General features: G+C 67.3%; 12 protein-coding genes, 1 tRNA gene and 1 pseudogene. 7 read left to right on the top strand and 7 right to left on the bottom strand.

Features of this window, described 5'->3' with window-relative positions:
- The first annotated feature begins 355 nt into the window (after positions 1-355).
- A complete protein-coding gene (locus tag ACI2L1_RS44340; RefSeq protein ID WP_404745173.1) occupies positions 356-841 on the top strand; it encodes a hypothetical protein in 486 nt (161 codons plus the stop codon).
- Positions 842-1,491: 650 nt separating this feature from the next.
- Here ACI2L1_RS44340 and ACI2L1_RS44335 read toward each other — a convergent pair.
- Entirely contained in the window at positions 1,492-2,007 is a 516-nt protein-coding gene (locus ACI2L1_RS44335; RefSeq protein WP_404745172.1) for a hypothetical protein, read from the bottom strand.
- An 85-nt stretch (positions 2,008-2,092) separates the two neighbouring features.
- Between ACI2L1_RS44335 and ACI2L1_RS44330 the strand changes: the two are divergent.
- Both ACI2L1_RS44330 and ACI2L1_RS44325 read left to right on the top strand, forming a co-directional pair.
- Positions 2,093-2,503, top strand: a pseudogene (locus ACI2L1_RS44330) (tyrosine-type recombinase/integrase); the annotation flags it as partial.
- A gap of 411 nt (positions 2,504-2,914) precedes the next feature.
- Positions 2,915-3,217 carry a hypothetical protein gene (locus ACI2L1_RS44325; protein WP_404745171.1) on the top strand — a complete coding sequence of 101 codons (303 nt, stop codon included), beginning with the start codon at positions 2,915-2,917 and terminating at the stop codon, positions 3,215-3,217.
- 98 nt (positions 3,218-3,315) lie between these two features.
- Here ACI2L1_RS44325 and ACI2L1_RS44320 read toward each other — a convergent pair.
- The 3 genes from ACI2L1_RS44320 to ACI2L1_RS44310 all read right to left on the bottom strand — a co-directional run bounded on the left by ACI2L1_RS44320 (position 3,316) and on the right by ACI2L1_RS44310 (position 5,256).
- Positions 3,316-3,389 (bottom strand) — tRNA-Pro (locus ACI2L1_RS44320).
- A gap of 34 nt (positions 3,390-3,423) precedes the next feature.
- Positions 3,424-4,209 (bottom strand): Pr6Pr family membrane protein, encoded by a 786-nt coding sequence (locus ACI2L1_RS44315; protein WP_404745170.1) that lies wholly within the window; start codon positions 4,207-4,209, stop codon positions 3,424-3,426.
- Positions 4,210-4,329: 120 nt separating this feature from the next.
- Positions 4,330-5,256 carry a metallophosphoesterase gene (locus ACI2L1_RS44310; protein WP_404745169.1) on the bottom strand — a complete coding sequence of 309 codons (927 nt, stop codon included), beginning with the start codon at positions 5,254-5,256 and terminating at the stop codon, positions 4,330-4,332.
- A gap of 100 nt (positions 5,257-5,356) precedes the next feature.
- Between ACI2L1_RS44310 and ACI2L1_RS44305 the strand changes: the two genes are divergently transcribed.
- Positions 5,357-5,821 (top strand): GatB/YqeY domain-containing protein, encoded by a 465-nt coding sequence (locus ACI2L1_RS44305; RefSeq protein ID WP_404745168.1) that lies wholly within the window; start codon positions 5,357-5,359, stop codon positions 5,819-5,821.
- A 95-nt stretch (positions 5,822-5,916) separates the two neighbouring features.
- On the opposite strand, the gene ACI2L1_RS44300 is transcribed toward ACI2L1_RS44305, so the two are convergent.
- On the bottom strand, positions 5,917-8,163 hold the full coding sequence (locus ACI2L1_RS44300) for a transglycosylase domain-containing protein (protein WP_404745167.1): 2,247 nt from the start codon (positions 8,161-8,163) through the stop codon (positions 5,917-5,919).
- A 529-nt stretch (positions 8,164-8,692) separates the two neighbouring features.
- Here ACI2L1_RS44300 and wblA point away from each other — a divergent pair.
- Positions 8,693-9,031: a transcriptional regulator WblA gene (wblA, locus tag ACI2L1_RS44295; RefSeq protein ID WP_203615084.1), complete on the top strand. Its 339-nt coding sequence runs from the start codon at positions 8,693-8,695 to the stop codon at positions 9,029-9,031.
- A gap of 61 nt (positions 9,032-9,092) precedes the next feature.
- Here wblA and ACI2L1_RS44290 read toward each other — a convergent pair whose 3' ends face one another.
- Positions 9,093-10,412, bottom strand: a complete 1,320-nt coding sequence (locus tag ACI2L1_RS44290; protein ID WP_404745166.1) for an ArsA family ATPase — start codon at positions 10,410-10,412, stop codon at positions 9,093-9,095.
- Positions 10,409-11,386 carry an ArsA family ATPase gene (locus ACI2L1_RS44285; RefSeq protein ID WP_404745165.1) on the bottom strand — a complete coding sequence of 326 codons (978 nt, stop codon included), beginning with the start codon at positions 11,384-11,386 and terminating at the stop codon, positions 10,409-10,411. Before ACI2L1_RS44285 ends, ACI2L1_RS44290 begins: the two co-directional genes overlap by 4 nt.
- Before the next feature lie 142 nt (positions 11,387-11,528).
- On the opposite strand from ACI2L1_RS44285, the gene ACI2L1_RS44280 reads away from it, so the two are divergent.
- Both ACI2L1_RS44280 and ACI2L1_RS44275 read left to right on the top strand, forming a co-directional pair.
- Positions 11,529-11,687: a DUF4177 domain-containing protein gene (locus tag ACI2L1_RS44280; protein WP_003967454.1), complete on the top strand. Its 159-nt coding sequence runs from the start codon at positions 11,529-11,531 to the stop codon at positions 11,685-11,687.
- Complete coding sequence (locus ACI2L1_RS44275) at positions 11,684-12,157, top strand: RidA family protein (protein ID WP_404745164.1); 474 nt, start codon at positions 11,684-11,686, stop codon at positions 12,155-12,157. The genes ACI2L1_RS44280 and ACI2L1_RS44275 overlap by 4 nt, the downstream gene beginning before the upstream one ends.
- Positions 12,158-12,275: the final 118 nt, after the last annotated feature.

The following is a 12,275-nucleotide window of genomic DNA, read 5'->3' as shown; positions in this document are numbered from 1 at the left end:
CGAACTGATCGCCCGAACCCTCCCGCAACGACACCGAAACCATGCCTGACCAGCAGAAACTCAACGATCACACCCGGAAAGACAACGGCCTCTGATCCCTCAGCACCGGGCCTGACCTGGTGTTTCAACTGTCGGGGTGGCGGGATTTGAACCCACGACCTCTTCGTCCCGAAGCAACTTGGGTGGGGGGTGCCTTGGGCTGGGGTGCCTCTCACCTGCGCTGACGGTCCGCAGACGTTCGCGCTCGTCCGCCGCTGTTCGTCGGCGTAGTCACGCAGTTAGACACTCACCGCCCGATCGCACGATGCGGCAAAGCCACGGTCTGGTCTGGGCTGGTCCGGTAGAGAATGGCACGGTGGACGTAGCTGCGGAACTGCGGGCTCTGACGGGCTCTTTGGCGCGAGAAGAGGGGGTCTTCGGCCGTGTGGTTGAGGAGGCCGGTGGATCCGTTCCGGAACTGGTCCGCCGACTGGCTGCCGAGGCCGAAGAGGCTTGGAAGCACTATGCCGTGGAGGGGGCAGTCGGCCCGGATACACCAGTAGAGATCGACGACGCGTTGGTGCAGATCGACGCTGAGCGCGCGGTGGAGCTTCTGACCTACCTGGCGGCCGATGACCTCGTGTTCCCGGGCTCAGAACGCCGGGACCGCACCCATGCCCGTAGAGCGGCGGAACGTGTTGTCCGTCTGCTGGGCTACGAGGTCGCTTGGTACACGAACATCACTGACCTCTCGCCCCGAGCACGGGCATGGAACCCGGTCACCCGGCACACCTTCGATGGTGTCGTTGCGGGGGATGGCGATCAGTTCACGGTGGTGTTGTTGCAAGTGGGCGAGGACTAAGGCTCCCCATCAAGATCGGTACGGCCTGCCCTCTGGTGCCCAGTGCCCCGGCAGGATTCGAACCAGCGACACCCGATTTGAGGAGTTCGATCACGGCTCGGCTCAGGCGTGGAGCTGAGTGGTCGCCGCGGCCGAGCCGAACCCTGCCCGTGCGCACGTGTGCGGAGCCGCTGGCTAGCGCTTCTTGCGTATCTTGCGCTTCTTCTCCTTGGCTTCCTTCTCCTTGCGCTGGGCCACGCCGTACGACGACCAGGGCCCTTGGTGGACCGGACATCGTGCGGTTCCCGTCACCACGCTCCTCTGGCACCGACCGCCTGTCTTCGTCGGCGCGCCGCACTTCGCCATGCCGTCTCCCCTTCGGCTGGATGGTGAACCCGTGGTTCTGGGCACCGTGTCGCAGGTTCTGACGCGTGTGAAGGCGCATGCTGGCCCGAGAGGGAGCGCATTGGGCGCGCGGTAGTGGCTATCAGTTTGGGAAGTTGCGATCATTTGGTGGCGATCTGGACGCTGACCTGGACGAACGGCGCGGACAGGCACCGTCATTTGCGCTCGACGGCTTTCCCTGTGAGTCACGCCTTATCTGGTGCGCCTGGGGTACGCGCCAGGGCACTTGGTGGCCGCCGGAGCAACGACGCGAACGAACATCCCACTCAGTACGGCTCGAAGCTGGGGACCGCAGCCCTGATGTCGCCGGCCTCGTCCATGACTTGCAGCCGGTTCATGAACACGATGACGAAGTCGGAGAACTGTCCATCGAAGACTTCGCAGCCTTCCTCATGGGCCATGGTCACGATCTTCCAACTGCCGGGGTCGTGGCCGCACGGAAGGAAGAAGTGCTCGTCACCGCCGTAGTCATAGCCCCACGAGATGAGACCGCCGGGCTGTGGGTGGAACGGGAAGAGAAAGTCGGCGGGACGTTGAGACCGTGCTTCGGTCCAGGTGCCGTGGATCCGGTGCATGCGCTCCAGGAGCGGAGTGCGTCCTTGTGGGTGGAAGACGACGAGTTCGGAGGCGATGACTCCGGGGCCGTAGGAGTCCAGGAACAGTTTGAAGTCACTGGGCAGAGAGGACCCGACGTAGTGTTCGACTCCGCTCCAGTCGGTGGAGGCGTACGCATGCGCAGACGGCGTGCCCAGCAACTGTGTCAGCTCATCCAGCCCTGGCACGTGTCTGCCTCCACCCTGATCCGCCCGCGACTGGGCAACACTAGCCGGTACATGGCCTGGAAGGGGCGGCCAAGGTGTGCAGTAGTCCCGGCGCACCCTCGCCCTGCCGGCGCGCTGCGTCGAAGCCCTCTGGCAACAATTCGAAGATCAGGGTTGGGACCGGCTCGCCGCCGATGAGGCATGGGAGGAGCACGGGCTCGTTTTCTCCTCGACAGTCGGCAAGCCGCTCGATGCCGCCAATGTCCGCCGCGCCTTCCGCCAGGCGCTCAAGGATGTCGACGGGGTCGACGCTGCCGAGTGGACGCCGCGGGAGCTCCGGCACAGCTTCGTGTCGCTGCTCTCCGACCGGGGCGTCCCGCTGGAGGAGATCTCCCGGCTCGTCGGGCACTCCGGTACGGCGGTCACCGAGGAGGTCTACCGGAAGCAGATCCGGCCCGTGATCCAGACCGGAGCGACCGCTATGGACAGCGTTTTCGGCACTCCCTCCAATCCGTAGCCGAGCAGATCGGAGAGCAGGCCCAAGATCTGGGCATCTTGCTCTCCGATCTGCTAGTGACGTGGTTGTTCAAGGCGACATCATCTGAAGATGGATTCGGGGATAGCTGCACTCTTGGGTGCCGTAGTCGGTGCCGTTGGCACAACGACTGCTGGCTTCGTTGCGGGGTGGGTAGGCCGATCAACCACCCGCCTGCAGCTTCAAGCGGAACATGTGCGACTGCTGAGGGAGCCAAGGCGCTCTGCCTACGTCGGCTACGCAGAGCGTTATCACAAAATCTATTGGTGCCTAGCTGACGCCGAGATTGGCTTGCGTCGGGCGCTGAACGATGACAACGCAGACGAACGACATGACGATCTTGAGTCAGCTGACCGACTCTGCAGCGAGGCAGGCACTCTGTTGGACGACGGAATGGAAGAGCTGTTGGTGGCCGTCCAAGTTGAAGGACCAGCGGCAGTTCGAGACGCCGCCGTTGAAGCCAATGCGGAACTTCACAGCCACAGGGTTGCTGCCAAGTCGCTCCTGAGAAGCCTGAGAAGTGAAGAAGCGACTCAAGAACAGTTGGAGCAGTTGCAGGAGGTCGAGGGTGCGAGCTGGGGTGCCTACATCGCCTTGGTGGATGCTGCTTCACGAGCACTTGATGCTGACGGCGTCTCCACTCTGGGTAGGCAGCGCACGGGTCTACTGCGATCCAGGAAGCAAGGCGAGGCGTGAGGGCCTCTCGCAGGTCGTAGTCACGCACTTAGTCACGCACAACGAGTCAGGCCCGGCGCTGATCCCTCAGCACCGGGCCTGACCTGGTGTTTCAACTGTCGGGGTGGCGGGATTTGAACCCACGACCTCTTCGTCCCGAACGAAGCGCGCTGCCAAGCTGCGCTACACCCCGATCGTCGCTGCTCGTCGCGGCGACGTCGTTTACTTTAGCCCACCGGTGGCTGGAGACGAAATCCGGTTTTGGCGCTGTGGCGGATGGGGTTCGGGCGGGCGTGGTCGAGGGCGATCAGGAGGATCGCGAGGGCGGAGAAGGAGAGGCCGAGGAGGAAGGTGTTGCCGAGGACGCTCTTGTAGCCGTGGAGGTCCACGTCCAGGAAGGGGTAGAGGTAGCGGCCGCCCGTGCCCGGAGGGATCAGTGCGCCTCGGGTGAAGGAGAACAGCAAGTACGCCAGGGGGTACAGGAGCCAGGTCGCTGCCTGGCGTAGGTGCATGCGGCCTGGGGGTGTCAGCAGCAGCCAGTCCAGCAGGGTCGCCAGGGGGATCACCGTGTGGAGGACGTGCGTGGTCACCGCGTGCCAGCCCGTGGGGGACGCTGCCGCGCCAGTCAGGGTGAACGGGCTCCACGTGTTCGTCAGGAGCAGGTGGTACACCAGGGCCGTGATCGTGGCGTAGAGGAGGGTCGCGCCTGTCAGGGCCGAGGGGAGGGGGTGGCGGGCGGTCCACGCCCTGCGGGCCGACAGCAGGAGCACCGCGGTCAGAAAGATCGCGTTCTGGACCGCGAAGTAGCTCAGTGCGCGGACCGGGCTGGTCAGGAGTATCTCGACGGTCACGGCCGCCACGGCTGTCAGGGCCACCAGTACGCGGTAGGCGGCGGCCACGGGATGGCGCACGGGCGCCATCACCGCTGTGGCGGGGGCGGCGGAGGGCAGGAAGCCGGGCATGCCTGGGACCGCGGGAAGGTCCGGGATGTCCCTGGGTATCGGGGCGGTCATGCCCTCACGCTAGGCAGGGATGGCGAAAGGGGCGATACGGGCGGGCCGTGCGGGTTAACCCACCCCGTGAGACCCCGTGAGACCCCCCGCCACCCCGCGCGGCCAACGGACGGCCCCGCCCTACCCCCGCCCCACCAGCGTCAGCAACGTCACCTCCGGCGGACACGCGAACCTCACCGGCGTAAAGCGGTTCGCGCCGCAGCCCGCCGATACGTGCAGATAGGACGTCCTGCCCTCCGCCGTGTGCCGGGACAGACCCTTCACGCGGTCCGTGTCCAGGTCGCAGTTGGTGACGAAGGCGCCGTAGAAAGGGAGGCAGATCTGGCCGCCGTGGGTGTGGCCGGCCAGGATCAGGGGGTAGGCGTCGGCCGCGAACGCGTCCAGGACGCGCAGGTACGGGGCGTGGACCACGCCCATCGAGAAGTCCGCCGCGCCCGACGGACCGCCCGCCACCTCCGCGTACCGGTCCCGCTTGATGTGCGGGTCGTCCAGGCCCGTCAGCTCCACCGACACGCCCTCGACCTTGAGCATGCCCCGCGTGTTGGTGAGGTTCTGCCAGCCCGCCCCGTCGAAGCCGTCCCGCAGGTCCTCCCACGGGTTGTGGACGACGCTCACGGCGGGCGCGTTGCCGTTCAGGCCGTGGCGGCCCTGGGCCTTCTCGTACAAGTAGCGGGCGGGGTTACGGAACTTGGGACCGTAGTAGTCGTTGGAGCCGAAGACGTACGCGCCCGGGAACTCCATCAGCGGGCCCAGCGCGTCCAGCACCTCCGGCACGCCCTCCGGGTCCGACAGGTTGTCGCCCGTGTTGATCACGAAGTCCGGGCGCAGGCCCGCCAGCGAGCGCAGCCAGCGCTGCTTCTTGCGCTGGCCGCCGACCATGTGGATGTCGGAGACCTGGAGCACCCGCAGCGGGCGCATGCCGGCCGGGAGGACGGGGACCGTCACCCGTCGCAGCCGGAAGGAGCGGGCTTCGAAACCCGCGGAGTAGACCAGACCGGCGGCGCCAACCGCCGCGATTCCCAAGGGGACTCCGTATCGCGCGCGCATGCCTCCATCGTGTCAGATCGCGGCGGCATCCTTGACCGGCCGCCGCCCGCACGGTAAATGGGCGGGCGCCCGTCGCCCCACACCTGCGACAATCGGACCCATGACCACGCTCAAGTCGAAGCTGCAGGAAGACCTCAACGCCGCGATCAAGGGGCGTGACGAGCTGCGCTCCTCGACGCTCCGGATGACGCTCGCCGCGATCACCAATGAGGAGGTCGCCGGCAAGGAGAAGCGCGAGCTCTCCGACGCCGAGGTCCTCAAGGTGATCACCAAGGAGGCGAAGAAGCGCCGCGAGGCCGCGGACGCCTTCGCCCAGGGTGGCCGTGCCGAGTCCGCCGAGCGGGAGAAGGCGGAGGGCGTGGTGCTCGCCGAGTACCTGCCCAAGCAGCTCAGCGACGAGGAGCTGAACGACATCGTCGTCCAGGCCGTCGAGGAGGCGAAGGCGGCCGGCGCCGAGGGGCCGCGGGCCATGGGCGCCGTCATGAAGATCGTGAGCCCCAAGGTCGCCGGCCTCGCCGAGGGCGGCCGGGTCGCCGCGGTCGTGAAGAAGCTCCTGGCCGGCTGACCGACACCGGCCGACCGGACACGAAACGGCCCCTTCACCGCCGTACGGAATGCGTTCCTACGGCGGTGAAGGGGCCGTCTCATGTGCCGGAGGCGTCAGCCGCGCCCGCCGCCGTTGGCGTTCCCGTTGCTCGTGCCCTGGAAGAAGTTCTCCGGAATCGAGAAGGTCGGTGTCGGGAAGGTGGTGTCGTCGTCTCCGCCGTCGTTCCCACCGTTGTCGTTGCCGCCGTTGTTCCCGTTGTCGTTGCCGTCGCCCTTGTCGTCGTTCTTCGGCGGGTCAGGGATGTTGACGAGGTTGAAGTTCGGCGCGTCCTTGCCCTCCAGGGCGCCGCTCATCATGTCGCGCCAGATCGGTCCGGGCGTGTCACCGCCGAACACCTGGTCGTGCCAGACGCCACCGATGCTGATCTGCGACATCTTGCGCTTGTGCGCCGGGTCGCCGACCCAGACCGCGCCGGCCATGTTCGGCGTGTAGCCCACGAACCAGGCCGCGTAGCGCTCGTCCGTCGTACCGGTCTTACCGGCGCTGGCACGGCCGCTGAGGCCCGCCTGGGTGCCCGTACCGTCCTCGACCACGCCCTTGAGGAGCGTGCTGATGGTGTCCGCGGTGGTCTCCGACATCGCCCGCGAGCAGGTCGACTTCGGGATCTGGAGCGACTTCGACTGCTCGCCGACCCGCTGGGTGATCGACTCGATGGCGACCGGGGTGCAGTACATACCGCGCGAGGCGAAGGTCGCGTACGCGTTCGCCATCGTCAGCGGGGACATCTCCTGCGTGCCCAGGGCGATCGACGGGGCCTGCTGGATCTTGCTGCCGTCGGCGCGCTCGACGCCCATCTTCGTGGCCATCTCCGTCACCGGGCAGATGCCGATGTCGCTGATCAGCTGCACGTAGTAGGTGTTGACCGACTTCGCGGTCGCCTCCTTCATCGAGTACGGGCCCACCTCGGACTCGTTCTCGTTGGCGACCTTGACGCCCTTCTCGTTCCAGACCCCGCCGTTGCACTCCTGGACGGGGGCCGGGTAGTCCATCTCGTACGGCGAGGGGTAGATCTGCGTCGCCGGTGTACCGCCCTCGATGGCGGCCGCGGCCACGATCGGCTTGAACGTCGAGCCGGGCTGGTAGCCCGCGCCGCCGCCCATGGACTGGTTGACCGAGAGGTTGAGCGTCGTCTCGTTCTTCTTGTTGTTGATGCCGTACGGCCGTGACTGGCCCATCGCCAGGATCTTGCCGGTGCCGGGCTGGACGATGGTCGCGGCCGTGGCCACGTCGTCTTTCTGGTAGACGTGCTCCTTGATGGAGTTCTGCGCCGACTTCTGGGCCTGCGGGTCCAGCGTGGTCCGGATCGTCAGACCGCCCTGGTTCCAGACCTTGGCCCGGGCCTCCTGGGTCTTGCCGAAGACCGGGTCGGTCAGGAAGACCTCACGGACGTAGTCGCAGAAGAAGCCGGCGCCCTTGACCGCCGTGATGCAGCCGTTCTTGGGCTTGCTGACCTTGAGGCCGAGCGGCTGCTCCTTGGCCTTGTCGGCCTCCGCCTGGGAGACGTCACCGACCTCTGCCATGCGCTGGAGCACGGTGTTGCGCCGCTTGGTCGCCTCGGTCTCGTCATTGACGGGGTCGTAGCGGCTGGGGGACTGGACGATGCCGGCGAGAAGCGCCGACTGTTCCAGGTCGAGGTCCTTGGCGTGCTTGGAGAAGTAGCGCTGGGAGGCCGCCTCGACGCCGTAGGCCTGCTGGCCGAAGAAGGTGATGTTCAGGTAGTTCTCGAGGATCTTCTTCTTGCCGAGTTCCTCCTCGACCTGGATCGCGTACTTCAGCTCTGCGATCTTGCGGCCGAGGGTCTGCTGGGTGGCCTGCGCGACTTTCGTCGGGTCGTCACCGGCCTCCTCGACGAAGACGTTCTTCACGTACTGCTGCGTGAGCGTGGACGCGCCCTGGGCGACCCCGCCGCTCTGGGCGTTCTTGTTGAGCGCGCGCAGGACGCCCTTCAGGTCGACCGCGCCGTGCTGGTAGAAGCGCGAGTCCTCGATCGCGACGATCGCCTTCTGCATGTACGGCGAGATGTTCTTGAGGTCGACCACGGTGCGGTCGCGCGAGTACACCGTGGCGATGGTGCCGCCCTTGCTGTCGAGGATCGTGGTGCGCTGGCTCAGCGGCGGTGTCTTCATATTGGCCGGGAGCTCGTCGAAACTCTCCACCGACCCCTTGGCCGCGAGCCCCAGCGCACCGGCCGCGGGCAGCGCGATGCCGGCCATCACCGCTCCCGCGAGAACACTGACACCGAGGAACTTGGCGGCCTGCTGCGTGGGCGACAGACCGCCGCCCGAGCGCTTCTTCGACATAGGGGGCAGCCTAATCCGTACTCATGAGCGTTCAGAGGGAGCCTGTGTCACGGCATGGCGACGGAAACGGGCACGACGGCGCCGGAGCGGGGCATGACGACATCGGAGCGGGCATGACGACAGGAGCGCCCTACCTTCTCATTCGCCGGACACGCGCACAGGCCTTGGCCTAAGCTGCTCTCAACTGTCACAGCAGTAGGGCCACGTATCAATACGTCCGGCGACCCCGAATCGTTCCGGTCGTTCCCTAACTTTTTTGGTTGGGTCGTGTCCGAATCCGCCTCGTGTGTCATCAGGTGCCCGTTGTGACGCAAGACAAGTGTCCTGGTTTGCCGGGATAGTCATGTATGTCGCGGGCTCACTCCCCCGGGTGATCTGCCGCTTACGCATAGTCCGTTCGGGCCATTCAAGATTGGGCCCGAAGGGGGTGTTGCGCTGTGCCTGCCTTCCGTAACGTCCTCAACTGGCGGCGGTGAATATGCCGCTGCCGCCGTGGGGGAGCCTCGATTCGGGAGAGGACGGCGCCGGTATGGGCTGGGTAACCGACTGGAGTGCGCAGGCGGCCTGCCGCACTACCGATCCGGATGAACTGTTCGTTCAAGGAGCAGCGCAGAACAGGGCGAAGGCAGTGTGCACCGGATGTCCGGTACGCACGGAGTGCCTCGCCGACGCGCTGGACAACCGCGTCGAGTTCGGCGTGTGGGGAGGCATGACAGAGCGCGAGCGTCGAGCCCTGCTGCGCCGGCGGCCGACGGTCACGTCGTGGCGCAGGCTGCTGGAGACGGCGCGCGTCGAGTACGAGCGGGGGGTCGGCATCCTGCCCCTCGAAGACGACGAGATCTACGAGAACTACGCGGCGGTGAGCTGAGGGGGCATTTCCTCGGTTGAGTTGGGCACTCCCTCGGTTGTGCTGGGGGACGCTCCTCGGCTCAGTCCACGGCAGCCTCGGGCAGCTCCGGCCGGCCGGCTGCGAGTCGGTTCCCGATGTCGCGCAGCCCCGCGAGGTCGTGCACATCGCCGGGCAGCGCGGCCACTTCGGCCACGGCCACCTCGGGGTGGAGCGCGGTGAAGCGGTCACGCGTGCGCTGCTCGCGGGAGAGCAACTGCATACGGTCGGCGTGCAGCCTCAGCAGGCCTGCGGTGAGTCGGTCGACGGTGCGCTCCCGGTGGACGGGGGAGTCCGACTCGGGAGATTCTGAACTGCCGTACGTGTCGGGAGAGTTACGAAGTCCAGCTTTCCCGTCCTCCTGATCGACAATGCGGGGCTCTTCAAGATTTTCCACGGCCTCAAGATTTTCCGCGGCGGCCAGCGCCCGCTCGGCCGAGAGCCGGTCGGCGCCGCTGCCGTGGACCCGGTTGAGCACCAGACCGGCCAGCGGCATGTTCTCCGCGGCCAGCCGCTCCACGAAGTACGCGGCCTCGCGCAGCGCGTCCCGCTCAGGGGCCGCCACCACCAGGAACGCCGTCCCGGGCGCCTGGAGCAGCTTGTACGTGGCGTCCGCGCGCGTGCGGAACCCGCCGAAGGTGGTGTCCATCGCGGCCACGAACGTCTGTACGTCCTTGAGGAGTTGACCCCCCAGCAGCTTGCCCAGGGTGCCGGTCATCATCGACATCCCGACGTTCAGGAACTTCATCCCGGCGCGGCCGCCGAGCTTGGCGGGGGCGGTCAGCAGCCGGATCAGCCGTCCGTCCAGGAAGGACCCGAGGCGCTTCGGGGCGTCCAGGAAGTCGAGCGCCGAGCGGGACGGCGGTGTGTCGACGACGATCAGGTCCCACTCGTCCCGGGCCCGCAGTTGCCCGAGCTTCTCCATCGCCATGTACTCCTGCGTGCCCGCGAAGCCCGCCGAGAGCGACTGGTAGAAGGGGTTGCCCAGGATCGCGGCAGCCCGCTCGGCGTCCGCGTGCGCCTCGACGATCTCGTCGAAGGTGCGCTTCATGTCGAGCATCATCGCGTGGAGTTCGCCCTCCCCGTCGACGTCCTTCACACGGCGCGGGGTGTTGTCGAGGGAGTCGATGCCCATGGACTGGGCCAGGCGACGCGCCGGGTCGATGGTGAGCACGACCACCTTGCGGCCCCGCTCGGCGGCACGCAGGCCCAGGGCCGCCGCCGTGGTGGTCTTGCCGACCCCGCCCGAGCCGCAGCACACCACGATGCGGGTCTTCGGGTCGTCGATCAGTGGGTCGAGGTCGAGCGTGAGGGCGGGGGAGAGACGGTGATGCCGGTCGTGCGGGTTGGCGTCCGGACTCATGAGATCCCCTGCTTCCGCAGCTCGGTGGCCAGTTCGTACAGACCCGCCAGGTCCATGCCCTCGGTCAGCAAGGGCAGTTCGTGCAGCTGCAGACCCAACTCGCCCAGAGCCGAGCGCTGTTCGTGTTCCAGCTCGTACCGCTCGGCGTACTCCTCGGCCTGCCGGACCAGCGGGTCGACCAGTTTCTCGGCGTTGCCCCCACGGCGGGCGCCGCCGAGCCCGGCCGAGGACAGCGCCTTCGCCACGGCTGAACGCCGGGTGCCGCGTACGAGTTCCAGGTCGGCCGGGTCCAACACCTCCGGGCGCACCATGTTCACGACGATCCGGCCCACCGGCAGGCGGGCGGCCCTGAGCTCGGCGATGCCGTCCGCGGTCTCCTGGACGGGCATCTCCTCCAGGAGCGTCACCAGGTGGACGGCGGTCTCCTCGGACTTCAGCACCCGCATCACGGCCTGCGCCTGATTGTGTATCGGGCCGATCTTGGCGAGCCCGGCGACCTCGTCGTTGACGTTCAGGAAGCGGGTGATACGGCCCGTGGGGGGCGCGTCCATGACGACGTAGTCGTAGACGAAGCGGCCGGACCTGGCCTTGCGGCGGACCGCCTCGCACGCCTTGCCCGTCAGCAGGACGTCTCTGAGTCCGGGCGCGATGGTGGTCGCGAAGTCGATCGCGCCGAGTTTCTTCAGGGCCCGGCCGGCGCCACCCAGCTTGTAGAACATCTGGAGGTAGTCCAGAAGGGCCAGTTCGGGGTCGATGGCCAGTGCGTACACCTCCCCGCCCCCCGGAGCGACGGCGATCTTCCGCTCCTCGTAGGGCAGCGCCTCCGTTTCGAAGAGCTGCGCGATTCCCTGGCGGCCCTCTACCTCGACGAGAAGCGTCCGCTTCCCCTCGGTGGCGAGAGCCAGCGCGAGGGCTGCGGCGACCGTGGTCTTTCCGGTCCCGCCCTTGCCGCTGACGACCTGGAGCCTGCTCACGTATTCGAGCGTAACCAGTCGGCGGCGAACCTAAGCAGGAGGCTGTGGATAACGCGGGCACGGGCTGTGGGTGAAGCGGGGGCGGGGGCGTGGTTGAGCAGCGGCTGAGAGCCTGGGGTGAGCAGCGGCTAGAGTCGGCCGCATGACCAAGTGGGAATATGCAACCGTGCCTCTGCTCGTCCACGCCACGAAGCAGATCCTGGACACCTGGGGCGAGGACGGGTGGGAGCTCGTGCAGGTCGTGCCCGGGCCGAACAACCCCGAGCAGCTGGTGGCCTACCTCAAGCGGGAGAAGGCGTGAGCGGCTCCGTCGAGGCGCGGCTCGCGGAGCTGGGGCTGACGCTGCCGGCGGTGGTGCCGCCGCTGGCCGCGTACCAGCCGGCCGTGCGGTCAGGGGTGTATGTGTACACCTCGGGTCAGCTGCCCATGGTCGACGGGAAGCTTCCGGTCACCGGGAAGGTGGGGGCGGAGGTCACGCCCGAGGAGGCGAAGTCGCTGGCCCGTACGTGTGCGCTGAACGCGCTGGCGGCGGTGAAGTCGGTTGTCGGTGACCTGGACCGCATTGCGCGCGTGGTGAAGGTCGTGGGGTTCGTGGCGTCGGCCTCGGACTTCACGGGGCAGCCGGGGGTGATCAACGGCGCGAGTGAGCTGTTGGGCGAGGTGCTCGGCGACAAGGGTGTGCACGCGCGGAGTGCGGTGGGGGTGGCTGTGTTGCCGCTGGATGCGCCGGTTGAGGTTGAGGTGCAGGTGGAGTTGACGGCCTCGGCGTGATGCCTGCGGCGGCCTGTGCGGGGTGGGTGGGGGCGGGCGTTTTGCGCAGTTCCCCGCGCCCCTGAATGCCTGCGGCGGCCTGTGCGGCTCCGGTGGGGGTTTGTGTAGCGCGTGCGGG

The sequence above is a fragment of the Streptomyces sp. NPDC019531 genome (assembly GCF_044903305.1).
GTDB lineage: Bacteria > Actinomycetota > Actinomycetes > Streptomycetales > Streptomycetaceae > Streptomyces.
The sequence above is the reverse complement of the archived record's forward strand: the minus strand, read 5'-3'. Positions and strand labels throughout refer to the sequence as shown.